Annotated in this window: 15 protein-coding genes and 1 riboswitch; of the genes, 9 read left to right on the top strand and 6 right to left on the bottom strand. The window is 74.2% G+C overall.

From position 1 onward, the window contains the following. Nucleotides 1-47 precede the first annotated feature (47 nt). The 6 genes from AB0947_RS06305 to AB0947_RS06280 form a co-directional block, all read right to left on the bottom strand. Nucleotides 48-743: a GntR family transcriptional regulator gene (locus tag AB0947_RS06305; RefSeq protein ID WP_366749083.1), complete on the bottom strand. Its 696-nt coding sequence runs from the start codon at nucleotides 741-743 to the stop codon at nucleotides 48-50. 23 nt (nucleotides 744-766) lie between these two features. Beyond that, nucleotides 767-1,768: a proline racemase family protein gene (locus tag AB0947_RS06300; protein ID WP_366749082.1), complete on the bottom strand. Its 1,002-nt coding sequence runs from the start codon at nucleotides 1,766-1,768 to the stop codon at nucleotides 767-769. A 13-nt stretch (nucleotides 1,769-1,781) separates the two neighbouring features. Further along, on the bottom strand, nucleotides 1,782-2,681 hold the full coding sequence (locus AB0947_RS06295; protein WP_366749081.1) for a dihydrodipicolinate synthase family protein: 900 nt from the start codon (nucleotides 2,679-2,681) through the stop codon (nucleotides 1,782-1,784). A gap of 76 nt (nucleotides 2,682-2,757) precedes the next feature. After that, nucleotides 2,758-4,155 (bottom strand): NAD(P)/FAD-dependent oxidoreductase, encoded by a 1,398-nt coding sequence (locus tag AB0947_RS06290; protein ID WP_366749080.1) that lies wholly within the window; start codon nucleotides 4,153-4,155, stop codon nucleotides 2,758-2,760. Further along, nucleotides 4,148-4,450: a (2Fe-2S)-binding protein gene (locus tag AB0947_RS06285; protein WP_366749079.1), complete on the bottom strand. Its 303-nt coding sequence runs from the start codon at nucleotides 4,448-4,450 to the stop codon at nucleotides 4,148-4,150. The genes AB0947_RS06290 and AB0947_RS06285 overlap by 8 nt, the downstream gene beginning before the upstream one ends. Beyond that, a complete protein-coding gene (locus AB0947_RS06280; RefSeq protein ID WP_366749078.1) occupies nucleotides 4,447-5,607 on the bottom strand; it encodes an FAD-binding oxidoreductase in 1,161 nt (386 codons plus the stop codon). The genes AB0947_RS06285 and AB0947_RS06280 overlap by 4 nt, the downstream gene beginning before the upstream one ends. A gap of 140 nt (nucleotides 5,608-5,747) precedes the next feature. On the opposite strand from AB0947_RS06280, the gene AB0947_RS06275 reads away from it, so the two are divergent. The 9 genes from AB0947_RS06275 (at nucleotide 5,748) to AB0947_RS06235 (ending at nucleotide 14,024) form a co-directional block, all read left to right on the top strand. Then, on the top strand, nucleotides 5,748-5,870 hold the full coding sequence (locus AB0947_RS06275) for a putative leader peptide (protein ID WP_263983426.1): 123 nt from the start codon (nucleotides 5,748-5,750) through the stop codon (nucleotides 5,868-5,870). 83 nt (nucleotides 5,871-5,953) lie between these two features. Continuing rightward, nucleotides 5,954-6,841, top strand: coding sequence for a glutathione S-transferase C-terminal domain-containing protein (locus AB0947_RS06270; protein ID WP_366749077.1), 888 nt, complete (start codon nucleotides 5,954-5,956; stop codon nucleotides 6,839-6,841). Between the two features lie 77 nt (nucleotides 6,842-6,918). Beyond that, nucleotides 6,919-7,029: riboswitch (SAM riboswitch) on the top strand. A gap of 354 nt (nucleotides 7,030-7,383) precedes the next feature. Beyond that, entirely contained in the window at nucleotides 7,384-8,367 is a 984-nt protein-coding gene (locus AB0947_RS06265; protein WP_366749076.1) for an amino acid ABC transporter permease, read from the top strand. Continuing rightward, the gene (locus AB0947_RS06260; protein ID WP_366749075.1) at nucleotides 8,364-9,155 is read left to right on the top strand and encodes an amino acid ABC transporter ATP-binding protein; all 792 of its coding nucleotides are present in this window, start codon (nucleotides 8,364-8,366) and stop codon (nucleotides 9,153-9,155) included. Before AB0947_RS06265 ends, AB0947_RS06260 begins: the two co-directional genes overlap by 4 nt. 110 nt (nucleotides 9,156-9,265) lie before the next feature. Then, nucleotides 9,266-10,285, top strand: coding sequence for an ABC transporter substrate-binding protein (locus tag AB0947_RS06255; RefSeq protein ID WP_366749074.1), 1,020 nt, complete (start codon nucleotides 9,266-9,268; stop codon nucleotides 10,283-10,285). Between the two features lie 47 nt (nucleotides 10,286-10,332). Continuing rightward, the gene (locus AB0947_RS06250) at nucleotides 10,333-11,142 is read left to right on the top strand and encodes a GNAT family N-acetyltransferase (protein ID WP_366749073.1); all 810 of its coding nucleotides are present in this window, start codon (nucleotides 10,333-10,335) and stop codon (nucleotides 11,140-11,142) included. Beyond that, nucleotides 11,139-11,270 (top strand): putative leader peptide, encoded by a 132-nt coding sequence (locus AB0947_RS06245; RefSeq protein WP_366749072.1) that lies wholly within the window; start codon nucleotides 11,139-11,141, stop codon nucleotides 11,268-11,270. Before AB0947_RS06250 ends, AB0947_RS06245 begins: the two co-directional genes overlap by 4 nt. Nucleotides 11,271-11,400: 130 nt before the next feature. Beyond that, the gene (locus AB0947_RS06240; RefSeq protein ID WP_366749071.1) at nucleotides 11,401-12,603 is read left to right on the top strand and encodes an LLM class flavin-dependent oxidoreductase; all 1,203 of its coding nucleotides are present in this window, start codon (nucleotides 11,401-11,403) and stop codon (nucleotides 12,601-12,603) included. Between the two features lie 26 nt (nucleotides 12,604-12,629). Then, nucleotides 12,630-14,024 (top strand): NtaA/DmoA family FMN-dependent monooxygenase, encoded by a 1,395-nt coding sequence (locus tag AB0947_RS06235; RefSeq protein WP_366749070.1) that lies wholly within the window; start codon nucleotides 12,630-12,632, stop codon nucleotides 14,022-14,024. Nucleotides 14,025-14,373: the final 349 nt, after the last annotated feature.

The raw sequence follows: 14,373 nt of genomic DNA, 5'->3' as shown, positions 1-14,373 counted from the left end.
GTCGCGGCGCGGACGTCCGGCCGTGAGATGTCCGGCGCCGGAGGCGGTCAGTCCGTCGCCGCCCACAGGCTGCGCACATGCCCCAGGTGCCGGGTCATGACCGTGCGCACGGCCTTCTCGTCGCGCTCCAGCAGGGCGTCCAGCAGCTCCAGGTGCTCCTCGGCGGAGGCGAGCAGCCGGCCCGCCTCCACCAGTGCGGTCAGCCCGTACAGACGGGAGCGTTTGCGGAGGTCGGCGACGACCTCGACCAGGTGGGCGTTGCCCGCGAGGGCGAGCAGCCCGAGGTGGAAGCGGGTGTCGGCCTCGACGTAGGCGATCAGGTCGCCCGCCGCGGCGGCGGTGACGATCTCCCGGGCCGCCGGGCGCAGCGCCTCCAGGGAGACGCGGTCGGCCGTGCGGGCGAGGTCCACCACGGTGGGGATCTCGATGAGCGCGCGGATGTGCGTGTACTCGTCCAGCTGCCGGTCGGAGACGGCGGTGACCCGGAAGCCCTTGTTGGGCACGGTGTCGACCAGCCCCTCCTTGGCCAGGTCGAGCATCGCCTCCCGCACCGGCGTGGCCGAGACCCCGAACCGGGCGGCCAGCGACGGCGCCGAGTACACCTCGCCCGGCCGCAGCTCACCCGCGACCAGCGCGGCGCGCAGGGCGTCCGCGACCCGCTCGCGGTAGCTGCTCCGCCGGCCGCCGAGCCGGGGGAGCGCGGGCATGTCGGCGCCCTGGGTGTTCTGTGCCATGTCACGCATCACCGGGGTGAGTGTAGAGGACGCTAGAGGACGAACCCTCGCGGGAACGGGTCGTCCGGGTCCAGCAGGTACTGCGCGGTCCCCGTGATCCACGCGCGGCCGGTGAAGCCGGGCAGCACGGCCGGCACCCCGCCGACCTGCGCCGTCCCGAGCAGCCGGCCGGTGAAGCGGGTGCCGATGAACGACTCGTTCACGAACTCGGTGTGCAGCGGGAGCTCGCCGCGCGCGTGCAGTTGCGCCATGCGCGCGCTGGTCCCCGTGCCGCACGGGGAGCGGTCGAACCAGCCGGGCTGGATGACCATGGCGTGCCGGGAGTGCCGGGCCGTGGCGCCCGGCGCCCAGAGGTGGACGTGGTGGCAGCCCCGGATCGAGGGGTCCTCCGGATGCACCGGCTCCGCCTGCGCGTTGATCGCGTCCATCAGGGACAGGCCGGCCGCGAGGATGTCGTCCTTGCGGGCGCGGTCGAAGGGCAGCCCGAAGGCGTCGAGCGGCAGGATCGCGTAGAAGTTGCCGCCGTAGGCCAGGTCGTAGCAGACGGTACGGCCGTCCGGGAGGGTGATCTCGCGGTCCAGGGCGACGGCGAACGACGGCACGTTCCTGAGCGTCACGTTCCGCGCGGCGCCGTCCTCCACCGCGACCTCGGCGATCACGACCCCCGCCGGGGTGTCGAGCCGGATCGTGGTCACCGGTTCCGTGACCTCCACCATGCCGGTCTCCACCAGCACGGTCGCCACGCCGATCGTGCCGTGCCCGCACATCGGCAGATAGCCGGAGACCTCGATGTAGACCACGCCCCAGTCGCAGTCCGGGCGGGCCGGCGGCTGGAGGATCGCGCCGCTCATCGCGGCGTGCCCGCGCGGCTCGTTCATCAGCAGCTGTCTGACGTCGTCGCGGTGTTCGCGGAACCACAGCCGCCGTTCGTTCATGGTCGCCCCGGGAATGGTGCCGATCCCGCCGGTGATCACGCGGGTCGGCATGCCCTCGGTGTGCGAGTCGACGGCGTGCAGGACGAGCTTGCTGCGCATGGTCGGGCTCCTCTCACGCCAGTCCGGCGGCGACGGCCTTCTCGGTGGCCGCGCGGACCGCGGCCTCCTGCTCGGGCAGCAGCGGCACGCGCGGCGGGCGCACCGGGCCGCCGTAGCGCCCGACGACGTCCATGGACAGTTTGATCGCCTGGACGAACTCCGTCCTCGAGTCCCAGCGCAGCAGCGGGTGCAGCTGCCGGTACAGGGGGAGCGCGGTGGTGAGGTCACCGGCCAGCGCGGCCCGGTACAGCTGCGCCGAGGCGCGCGGCAGCGCGTTCGGGTAGCCGGCCACCCAGCCCTTGGCGCCGGCCACCGCCAGCTCCAGCAGCACGTCGTCGGCGCCGATCAACAGGTCCAGTTCCGGGGCGAGTTCGGCGATGCGGTAGGCGCGGCGCACGTCACCGGAGAACTCCTTGACGGCGTGGACGAGTCCCTCGCCGTGCAGCCGGGCGAGGAGTCCGGGCACCAGGTCGACCTTGGTGTCGACCGGGTTGTTGTACGCCACCACCGGCAGGCCCGCCTTCGCGACCTCCGCGTAGTGGGCGAGGACCGAACGCTCGTCGGCGCGGTAGGCGTTGGGCGGCAGCAGCATCACCGACGCGCAGCCGGCCTCGGCCGCGCGCTCGGCCCAGCGGCGGGCCTCGGCCGAACCGTACGCGGCGACGCCCGGCATCACCCGCTCCCCGCCGATCGCGGCCACGGCGGTCTCCACCACCCGGGCACGCTCCTCGGGAGTGAGCACCTGGTACTCACCGAGCGAGCCGTTCGGCACGACGCCGTCGCAGCCGTTGGCGACCAGCCAGGCGCAGTGCTCGGCGTAGCGGTCGTGGTCGACCGAGAGGTCGGCGCGCAGGGGGAGGGCGGTGGCGACGAGGATGCCGCGCCAGGGGCGGTGGTGCTCGGGGTGGGTCATGCTGATCCCTCATTCAGTGGCGTGTGACATATTACTGAGCGGTCGGAGGGCCGGTTCGTGGTGCCGGGAGGTCGTCTCACTCCGGCTCCGGCAGGGTGGCCAGGACGCCGAGCGGTACCGGTCGGGCGAACGGCCGGCGTCCGGCGGTGAGCGGGCAGCCGGTCAGGCCGGCCACCGCGGGCGCGCACATCCGCCCCTGGCACCAGCCCATCCCGGCCCGGGTGAGCAGCTTGACCGTGCGCAGGTCCCCGGCGCCGAGGGAGCCGGCGGCCCCGCGCACCTGCCCGGCGGTGACCTCCTCGCAGCGGCACACCACGGTGTCGTCCGGGATCCGGTCCGCCCAGCCCGCCGGCGGGGTGTACACCGCGTCCAGGGCCGTGGCGAACGCGCGCAGCCGGGTGCGGGCCCGGGCTGCGGCGGCCCAGCCGCCCGGGTCGGGGGCGGTGCCGCGCAGCCGGGCGGCGGCCGAGCGCCCGGCGATGTGCCCCTCGGCGAGCGCGAGGGCCGCGCCGCCGATCCCGGTGGCCTCCCCGGCGGCCCAGACGCCGGGCACGTCGGTGCGCTGCTCTTCGTCGACCCGTACGGCGGTGCCGGACAGGGTGCAGCCGAGGGTCTCGGCGAGGTCGGTGTGCGGCAGCATGCCGTGGCCCACGGCCAGGGTGTCGCAGGGGACGCGCCGGGCACTGCCGGGCCGCGGGCGTCCGTCCCGGCCGAGCGCGGCCACCGTCACCGCCTCCAGCCGGTCGGTGCCGTGCGCCGCCACGACGGTGTGCCGGGTCAGCATGCGCACGCCGTGCCGCAGCAGCCGGGCCGCGTAGCCGGCGCCCTCGGCGAGTTTGCCCGGCTGTGCGGCCAGGGCGGGTGCCCGGTGGAGCAGCGCCCCGGGCCCTGCGGACTCCACCAGCGCGGCGACGCGTGCACCGGCCGCGGCGAGCCCGGCGGTCACCGGCAGCAGCAGCGGCCCGGTCCCGGCCACCACCACCGTGCGGCCGGGCAGCACGAGGCCGCCCTTGAGCATGGCCTGCGCGCCGCCCGCCGTGACGACCCCGGGCAGTGTCCAGCCGGGGAAGGGCAGCACCCGCTCGTACCCGCCGGTGGCCAGCAGCACCGCGTCGGCGTGCACGGTGACACCGTCCTCCTGCGCGGGGCCGAGCAGGGCGTGCACGGCGAACGCACCGGAGGCGGAGTCCTGTGCCACACACCACACATGATGGTCCGTCAAGTGAGTGATCCGGCCGGCCGTGCGGTGCCGGTCCAGGCCGTCGCGCAGCCGTACCCAGGTGCGCCACTGGTGGTGCAGGGCCTGCGGCCGGCGGGCGCCGAGGGCGGCGGCGGGCTGCCGGTAGAACTGCCCGCCGGCCTGGTCGGCGGCGTCGACCAGCGTCACCCGGACGCCCCGTGCGGCCGCCGCCAGCGCCGCGGTGAGCCCCGCGGGGCCCGCGCCGACGACGGCGAGGCGCGGTCGTTCAGTCATCGTCCCGGCCCGTCCCCTCCTGAGTACGGATGTCGTCTCCCGGGCGCACCGGAACCAGGCAGGCCCGCTGGTTGGGGCGGCCGTTGACGGTGACCAGGCAGTCGAAGCACACCCCGATCCCGCAGAACACCCCGCGGGGCCGGCCGGCGTCCCGTGTGCTGCGCCAGGCCGTCACGCCCGCCGCCCACAGCGCCGCCGCGACCGTCTGGCCCGGCAGCGCCTGGAGGGGCCGGCCGTCGAAGGTCACGGTGCACGGGGGCCCCGGCCGGGCCCGCGTCAGCTCCCAGGGATTCACCGGGCGTCGCCTCCCTCGGTGTCGAACCGCTCCGGCCGGAACGGCGTGAGGTCCAGTTCGGGCGCCTTCCCGGTGAGCGCCTGCGCGATCAACAGGCCGGTGCCGGGGGCGAGTCCGATGCCGGCGCCCTCGTGCCCGCAGGCGTGGAACAGGCCGGGCACCCGCGGATCGGGCCCGATCGCCGGCAGGTGGTCCGGCAGGTACGGCCGGAAGCCCGCGTACGCGCGCAGTGCGCGGACCCGTTCGAGGAACGGGAACAGCCCGATCGCCCCGGCGGCGAGCGCCCGCGTCGCGGTCAGCGACAACGACCGGTCGAAGCCGACCCGTTCCCGGGTGGCGCCGATCAGGACGGGACCGGCGGCCGTGCCCTCCACGACCGGCGAGCTGCGCAGCGCGGCCGAGTCGCTGGCCACGTCGGCCACGTAGTCGGCGGCGTACACCTTGTGCCGGATCCTGCGCGGCAGCGGCTCGGTGACCAGCACGAAACCGCGCCGGGGGAGCACCGGCAGCCGGACGCCGGCGAGCGAGGCGAGGTCGCCGCCCCAGGTGCCGGCCGCGTTCACCACCGCCGGCGCGTGGATGTCGCCCCGGTCGGTGCGGACGCCGTGGACCGCTCCCCGCGCGGTGCGCAGCACCCCGGTCACCGTGCGGCCGGTGTGCAGGGCGGCGCCGGAGGCGCGGACCAGATGGGCGGCGGCGAGCGCGGGCATCACCTGGGCGTCCTGCGGGTAGTGCACCGCCCCCGCCATGCCGGGCGCCAAGTGCGGTTCCAGGTCGGCCAGTTGCCCGGCGTCGACCGGTAGGGCGGTGACGCCGGCGGTCCGCTGCTCCGCGGCGAAGTCCCGCAGCGCGGCCAGGGCGCCGGGACGCGAGGCGACCACGAGGCCCCCCTTGGGCTCGTACTCGATCGCGGCGCCCAGCTCCCCCGCCAGCCCGGCCCACAACCGGGCCGACAGCAGCGCGAGTCCGAGCTCCGGGCCCGGCTCCTTGTCGGAGACGAGCAGGTTGCCCTCGCCGGCTCCGGTGGTGCCGCCGGCCACCGGGCCCCGGTCCACCAGCCGTACGTCGAGTCCGGCGCGCGCGGCGTACAGGGCACAGGCCGCGCCTGTCATTCCGGCCCCGACGACCACGACATCGCAGGTCAGTCGCTTCGCCACGTCAGTACTATGTCACATGTTGCTCTTGCTGAGGAGTATCCGGCGCCGACTGCGATCCCCAGGCGTGGACGCCCCCTTGACGCCGTACGGAGCCCGATCGACACTCCAGGTAGGGAATCCTAGTGAACAGGTAGGAAATCATGGCGCGCGGCGAAACGGGCACGGGCCGGACCGGCCGCACGCCGTTGCGCGCACCCCTGCTCACCTCCCGCCGCCACATCGACCTGCAGCGCGTCTGCAGCGCGATCCGCCGTCACCGCTGAGCCGGGCCGCCACCTCCGCCCCCGCAGTCCGGTCACGCCCGCGCCGGCGCGCCCCTCCGCACACCCACCACCCGGGGAGACGCATGTCCATCACTCCGCTCGCCGCCGTCCCGTCCACCCGTGGTACCGCGCCCCTCTTCCGGGGCCGGATCGGCCGGGACGCGCGCAGCGGCCACTACGCCGTGCCGCACCGCTACCGGCTCCACCTGTCGACCGCCTGCCCCGACGGGCTGCGCCTCGCCGTCGGCCACAGCCTGCTCGGCCTGGACGCCCGCTGTCCCGTCACCCTCCTGCCCGCCGTCCCGGACTGTCCCGGCGGCGGCCACGCGGCGCTCCGCCCGCTCTACGAGGCGAGCGCCCACCACTACACCGGCCCGGCGCTCGCGCCCGTGCTCAGCGACGACTGGTCCGGACGCATCGTCAGCACCCACACCCCCGACATCCTGCGCGACCTGGACCGGTTCCGGCCGAACGGCGACGGCCGGCTGTACCCCCGGGGCCTGGAGTCCGTGATCGAGGCCGTCGAGCGGATGTGCGCCGAGGGCATCGAGGAGGCCGCGCAGCGCGCCGGACGCGCCGGGGCCGGCCCCGACGAGCGGACCGCCGCCCTCGACGTGCTGCTGGACACCCTGGGCTGCCTGGAGCGGCGGCTGAGCGGCGAGGAGTACCTGGCCGACGACGGGCTCACCGCCGCCGACATCGAGCTGTGGGTCACCCTCGTGCAACTCGACACCGTCCACCGCTGCCACCTCGACGCCTCCGCCGTGCAGCGCATCGCCGACCACCGCGCCCTGTGGGCCTACGCCCGCCGTCTGGCCGCCCACCCCGCCTTCGGCCGCCACCTCGACCTGGACGGCATCGCCCGCCGCCACCACGGCCGCTGCCAGGGCCTGGAGGCCGCCGGAGCCGCTGTCCAGATCCTGGACTGGGCAGGCCACGCCGCGGACACCCCGGACACTTCCCGCAGGTGAGAGCGGGCCGCCGATGTCCACTTGACGGACGTCCGTTGACATTCGAACGGGCAACTGCCTTACTTACCGCTCAGAACGGTCATGAGCGTCAGCGCCAAGCCCTGGCTCGCTGACCGGCAACCCTCGCACCGCGGTGGGGTGCCCCAGGTGACGACCGGACCGGATGACGTTTTCGGTAAGCGCGAGGCCCCACGGGGCCGGAACAGTGACAGGTGACGCCATGTACGCAGCTCCCCGGACGGCCGCGAGCCGCCCCCAGGGCTGCGTACCGTCGTACGCCGGTCTCCTCGTCGCCGACCGCGCCGTCGATCTGCTCCGCGTGAACAGCGCACTGTGTACCGCGCCGGGCTCTGCCCGCTGTCAGGGCTGACGTCTGCCTCCCAGCCCCCGCGTTCCCACCGCACACCGTCCGTCCGGTGTGCCGTTGTCCGCCCAGCCCCCGGTTCCGCGCCCGTCCGTGCGCCGCCTCGCGCCGCAGTGCCGTCGTGGTCCACCGCCGCTCCCGCGCGGCCCCGGGGTGACCGACTCCGCCGGAGCCCGCCATGAGTGAACCCCCAGGCGCCGCCGTCTCCCTAGCCGAGGCGCCGGCCCCCGCCGACACACCGTCAGAAACCCTGTCCGCGCAGCGGATCCAGCCGCTGCGCCGGCCCGGGCGGTGGATCGTCACCGCCGCCGTCCTCGTGCTCGTCGCGCAGATCCTGCACGGACTGGTCACGAACCCCTTCTACCAGTGGGACCGCTTCCGCTACTGGTTCCTGCGCCCCACCGTCCTCGACGGCCTCCTCGTCACCCTCGAAGTCGCCGCGCTCAGCGCCGTCCTGGGGCTCCTCGGCGGCATCCTGCTGGCGCTCGCCCGGCTCTCCGGGAGCCCGGTGCTGCGCGCGGTCAGCTGGACCTACACCTGGCTGTTCCGCTCCGTGCCGCTCATCGTCGTACTGATCTTCCTGTACAACTTCAGTGCCCTGTACAGGACGTTGAGCCTCGGGGTGCCGTTCGGACCCGCCTTCGTCACCTTCGACGAGTCCCGGCTGGCCACCGACATGACGATCGCCGTCATCGGCCTCAGCCTCAACGAGGCGGCGTACGCGGCGGAGGTGGTCCGCGGCGGCATCCTCTCCGTCGACCAGGGACAGCACGAGGCGGCCGCCGCCCTGGGCCTGCCCAAGGGCTACCAGTTCCGCCGGATCGTCTTCCCGCAGGCCCTCAGGTCCATCACCCCGAACTACGTCAACCAGCTGATCGGCCTCATCAAGAGCACGTCCCTGGTCTTCTACGTGTCGCTGCTCGACCTGTTCGGCGCGGTGCAGTCGATGGGCAGCACCTACCCCGGTGACGTGGTGCCGCTGCTGCTGGTCGCCACCGTCTGGTACCTGATCCTCACCAGCGCCGTGTCCGTCGTCCAGTTCTACGTCGAGCGGTACTACGCCCGGGGCGCCACCCGCACCCTGCCGCCGACCCCCTTGCAGAAGGCCCGGGCCGGCCTCGCCGGCCTGCGGGCCCGGTTGAGCCGGGAGGCCGCCGTATGACCATCGCCGAGACCCTGCCGAAGGCCGCCCCCGCCGCGCTCGAAGTACACGGCGTCCACAAGTGGTACGGCACCCACCGCGTCCTCGACGGCATCGACCTGACCGTCCGCCCCGGCGAGGTCACGGTGATCATCGGGCCGTCCGGCTCCGGCAAGTCCACGCTGCTCAGGGTCGTCAACCACCTGGAGAAGCCCGAGATCGGACACGTCAGCGTGGGCGGCGAGCTGATCGGGGTGAAGCGGCACGGGGACCGGCTCAAGGAACTGAGCGAGCGCGCCATCCTCGCCCAGCGCGGCCGGATCGGCTTCGTCTTCCAGAACTTCAACCTCTTCCCGCACCTGACCGTCCTGGAGAACGTCGCCACGGCCCCCGCCGCCACCGGCCGGCTGTCCAGGGCGGCGGCCCAGGAGCTCGCCCGGGAACTGCTCGAACGCGTCGGTCTCGGCGACAAGGCCGGCGCCTACCCGCGGCAGCTGTCCGGCGGACAGCAGCAGCGCGTCGCCATCGCGCGCGCCCTCGCCCTGCGCCCCGGGATCATCCTCTTCGACGAGCCGACCTCGGCGCTCGACCCCGAACTCGTCGGCGAGGTGCTGGCCGTCATCAAGGACCTGGCGACCAGCGGCACCACCCTCGTCATCGTCACCCACGAGATCGGCTTCGCCCGCGAGGTCGCCGACCGGGTCGTCTTCATCGACGGCGGCCGGATCGTCGAACAGGGCCCGCCCGGCGAGGTGCTGGACCGGCCCCGGCACGCACGGACCCGGGAGTTCCTCGGCAAGGTCCTCTGACCGCGCCGCCACGGCAGGACGCCCCGGCCCCGCCGCCCGGGCCCCCAAGACCCACCCCTCACCGCACCCTCAGCGCTCACCCTCACCAGCGAGACAAGGACAGCCACGCCATGCCTACCCACCTCTCCCGACGCGCCGTGATCCGCGGCATCACCGCCGCGACCGCCGTGGCCGCCCTCGCCACCGGGCTCGCCGCCTGCGGAGGCGACAGCGAGGCCGTCACCAAGACCGACACCGCCGGCACGGTGACCGTGGGGCGGCTGTCCAACGGAGCGGCCAAGGAGACCGCGCTGAAGGTCTCCGAAGTGAAGTCCATCAGCGCCGAACTGCCCGCCTCCGTGCGCAGGAGCGGCAAGCTCGTCATCGGCGTGGGGGCCCTGCCCTCGGGCTCCGCACCGCTGAACTTCGTGGGCAGCGACCAGAAGACCCTCACCGGCTCCGAGCCCGACCTCGGCCGCCTGGTGGCCGCGGTCCTCGGCCTGAAGCCCGAGATCAGGAACTCCACCTGGGAGAACCTCTTCGTCGGCGTCGACAGCGGCAAGGTCGACGTGGCCTTCTCCAACGTCACCGTCACCGAGGAACGCAAGCGCAAGTACGAGTTCGCCTCCTACCGCAAGGACAACCTGGCCTTCGAGGTGCTGAAGAAGAACCCCTGGAACTTCGACGACGACTACGAGAACCTCGCCGGCAAGACGGTCAGCGTGGGCGCCGGCACCAACCAGGAGAAGATTCTCCTGGAGTGGAAGGCCAAGCTGGCCAAGGAGGGCAAGAAGCTCACCGTCAAGTACTTCCCGGACCAGAACGCCATCAACCTGGCGCTGAGCAGCGGGAAGATCGACGCCTACCTCGGTCCCAACCCCGCGGTCGCCTACCGTGCCCGGCAGACCGCGGGCACCCCCAACGCCACCCGCAACGCGGGCACCTTCTCCGGTGCCGGCGAGACGCTCCAGGGCCTGATCGCCGCGACCACCAAGAAGGACAGCGGACTCGCCAAGCCGCTGGCCGACGCCCTCAACCACCTGATCGAGAACGGGCAGTACGGCAAGTGGCTGGCCGCCTACGGCCTGTCCAACGAGTCCGTGGCGAAGGCGCAGGTCAACCCGCCCGGGCTGCCGCTGGACAACTCCTGACGGGTCGTCGGTCCACCGGCATGGAGACAAGAGAGGGGGTCGCTCCCGTGGCCCGTCCGACCGACGTCCGCCCAGGCGCGACCCCGCTCCCGCCCGCGGACCCCGTCCTGGACAACGCCGTCTGGGCCGCCCTCACCGGCCCGCACGCCCGGCTCGCCGACCGGCACGGCCGCGCGGCCCGCTACCGGCCGGAGACCTACGCCTTCGCGGCGCTCGCCGACCCCGCGGACCCGGCGGCCTGGGCCGACCTGCACACGCTCGTCGGTCCGGGAAACCCCGTACGGGTCAAGCCGGTGGAGCGGGTTCCCGACGGCTGGGAGGTGCTCGGCGAGGGCGCGGGGGTCCAGCTCGTGGACACCGCGCTGCGGGCCGCACCGGACCCGGAGGCGGTCCGCCTGGGAGCCGACGACGTCCCCGAGATCCTCGATCTGGTGGCCCGCACCCGGCCGGGCCCCTTCCTGAGCCGGACCGTCGAGATGGGCACCTACCTCGGCATCCGGCACCGGGGCAGGCTCGTCGCCATGGCGGGGGAGAGGCTGCGGCCGCCCGGCTGGACCGAGATCAGCGCCGTGTGCACGGACCCCGCGTACCGCGGCCGGGGGCTGGCCACCCGGCTGGTGCGCGCGGTCGCGGCCGGCATCCGGGACCGCGGGGACACCCCGTTCCTGCACGCCGCCGCCGACAACACGCCCGCGATCCGGCTCTACGAGTCGATCGGGTTCACCCTGCGCCGCCGCTCCCGCATCGTGCGGCTGCGCAGCCCGGGAACAACGGCGGCCGGCCGGACGTTGGACGTCCCGACGAGTTCCGCCAGGCGGACGCCGATCCGGCCCGCCGCGCCCGACGGACGGAGGTGACGGCCGTGACCCGAGTGCCCCCGCGGGCCCGCCCGCCGCGCGCCCCGCACCCGTACCGGTCCGTCCGCCTGCACTCCAGGCCGCACATAGACCTCCAACGCGTGTCCGCCGCGCTCTGTCGTCCCTGACCTCCCCCCGGCCCCGCCCCGGCCCGGGGGCTCCCCCCGCCGCGCCCGCCCGCGGCCGACGCCGCCCGCCCCGGCCGCCGCCGGCCCTGCCGGCCGGCGTTCTCGTACGGACATCAAGGAAGGCACCGACGTGTCCTCAACCCCTGCCGCACCCCTGCACCTCGCCGTCGCCCTGGACGGCACCGGATGGCACCCGGCGTCCTGGCGCGAGCCGGTCGCCCGACCCCGCGACCTGTTCACCGCCGGCTACTGGACCGACCTGATCACCGAGGCCGAACGCGGCCTGCTCGACTTCGTCACCATCGAGGACGGCCTCGGCCCGCAGTCCTCCCACCTCCTCGCACCCGACGAGCGCACCGACCAGGTCCGCGGCCGGCTCGACGCGGTCCTCATCGCCTCCCGCGTCGCCCCGGTCACCCGGCACATAGGCCTGGTCCCGACCGTGGTGGCCACGCACACAGAGCCGTTCCACATATCCAAGGCGATCGCCACCCTCGACTACGTCAGCACCGGGCGCGCGGGCCTGCGGGTCCGCACCGACTTCCGCCCGGACGAGGCCGCGCACTTCGGCCGCCGCACCATCCCCCGGATCGAGGGCTTCGACAGCCCGGACGCGCGGGAGACGATCACCGACCTGTTCGACGAGGCCGCCGACTACGTGGAAGTGGTCCGCCGGCTGTGGGACAGCTGGGAGGACGACGCCGAGATCCGGGACGCGGCGACCGGCCGCTTCATCGACCGGGACAAGCTGCACTACATCGACTTCGAGGGCCGCTGGTTCAACGTCAAGGGCCCCTCCATCACGCCCCGGCCGCCGCAGGGCCAGCCCCTGGTCACCGCCCTCGCCCACCAGACGGTGCCGTACCGCCTGGTGGCCCGTCAGGCCGACGTCGGCTACGTCACCCCGCACGACGCGGACCAGGCCCGGGCGATCGTCGCCGAGATCCGCGCCGAGCAGCAGGCGGCGGGCCGCGCCGGGGAGACGCTGCACGTCTTCGGCGACCTCGTCGTCTTCCTGGACGACAGCCGGGCCGGGGCCGAGGCCCGCCGCGACCGCCTCGACACCCTCGCGGGCGAGCCGTACACCAGCGACGCCCGGATCTTCACCGGCACGGCCGCGGAACTCGCCGACCTGCTGGAGGAGCTGGCGGCGGGCGGGCTGACCGGGTTCCGCCTGCGGCCCGCGGTCGCCGGCCACGACCTGCCCCGGATCACCCGGGACCTGGTGCCCGAGCTGCGGCGGCGCCGCCGCTTCCGGGACGCCTACGAGGCCGGCACCCTGCGCGGCCTCCTCGGTCTCGCCCGCCCCGCCAACCGCTACGCCGCAGCCTGAACGCCGGAGAGGACGACCGTACCGCCATGAGCAAGCCGCTGAAGCAGATCCACCTGGCCGCCCACTTCCCCGGCGTGAACAACACCACCGTGTGGAGCGACCCGGCCGCCGGCAGCCACATCGAGTTCAGCAGCTTCGCGCACTTCGCGCGGACCGCCGAACGCGCCAAGTTCGACTTCCTGTTCCTCGCCGAGGGGCTCCGGCTGCGCGAGCAGGGCGGGAAGATCTACGACCTGGACGTGGTCGGCCGCCCGGACACCTTCACCGTGCTGGCCGCGCTGGCCGCCGTCACCGACCGGCTCGGCCTGACCGGCACCATCAACTCCACGTTCAACGAACCGTACGAGGTGGCCCGCCAGTTCGCGAGCCTCGACCACCTCTCCGGCGGCCGGTCCGCCTGGAACGTGGTCACCTCCTGGGACGCCTTCACCGGCGAGAACTTCCGCCGCGGCGGCTTCCTGCCGCAGGAGGAGCGCTACTCCCGCGCCAAGGAGTTCCTCGCCACCGCGCACGAACTGTTCGACTCCTGGCGCGGTGACGAGATCATCGCCGACCAGGCCACCGGCACCTTCCTCCGGGACGCCAAGGCCGGCGCCTTCGTGCACCAGGGGCAGCACTTCGACATCCACGGCCGGTTCAACGTCCCGCGCTCCCCGCAGGGCCGCCCGGTCGTCTTCCAGGCCGGCGACTCCGACGAGGGCCGGGAGTTCGCCGCCTCCAGCGCGGACGCGATCTTCAGCCGGTACTCCACCCTCAAGGAGGGCCAGGCCTTCTACACCGACGTCAAGTCCCGCCTCGCCGCGTACGGCCGCCGCCCCGACCAGCTGCTCATCCTGCCCGCCGCGACCTTCGTCCTCGGCGACACCGACCAGGAGGCCGCCGAACTCGCCCGCGAGGTCCGCCGGCAGCAGGTCAGCGGCGCCACCGCCATCAAGCACCTGGAGTTCGTCTGGAACCGGGACCTGTCGGCGTACGACCCGGAGGGCCCGCTGCCCGAGGTGGACCCGGTGGTGAGCGAGGACCACATCTCCCGGGGCCGCGCCCAGGTGCGGATGTACCGCGACCCGGTGGCCATCGCCCGCGAGTGGCGGCAGCTCGCCGAGGCCAACAAGTGGTCCATCCGCGACCTGGTCATCAACACCGGCAACCGGCAGACGTTCATCGGCTCGCCCCGGACCGTCGCGCAGACCATCAACGACTTCGTGCAGGCCGACGCCTCCGACGGCTTCATCCTCGTGCCGCACATCACCCCCGGCGGACTCGACCCGTTCGCCGACAAGGTGGTCCCGCTGCTCCAGGAACAGGGCGTCTTCCGCGCCGACTACGAGGGCACGACCCTGCGCGACCACCTGGGTCTCGCCCACCCCGACGCCGAGGGCGGCAGCCGGGGCGGCGCCCCGGCGGAGCGGGCCGCGTCGTGAGGTTCCTCGCGGCGTGGGGGAGCGGCACGAACGGCCGGTCCGCTTCTCAGCGCCGGCCGTCGCGCTCAGCCGCGTCCCGGCCGGCGGCACCAACCGGGCGCCGGGACGCGGGCTTTCACCGACGACGTACCCGGCGGGCCGGTCCCGGTGCCCTCGGCGCGAGCAGCGGGCCCAGTGCCTCCTCGGGCCTTGGTCCCGGGGTGTCGACGAAGCGGGCATGACCGCGTCGTCCCGCCCGTGCCGGGGAGGGCCCCCGAGGACGCTCGGCATCCGTCGTCGTGCCCGGGGAGCGGGAGCCGCCCGGGAACTGGCGCGGGCGTGGACGTCACCTCCCCCGTAGGTGACGTCC

The organism is Streptomyces sp. NPDC047841 (assembly GCF_040704085.1).
In the GTDB taxonomy this organism is placed as follows: Bacteria; Actinomycetota; Actinomycetes; order Streptomycetales; family Streptomycetaceae; genus Streptomyces; species Streptomyces argyrophylli.
Note: the sequence above shows the minus strand (reverse complement) of the source record. Positions and strands in the feature narration are given on the sequence as shown.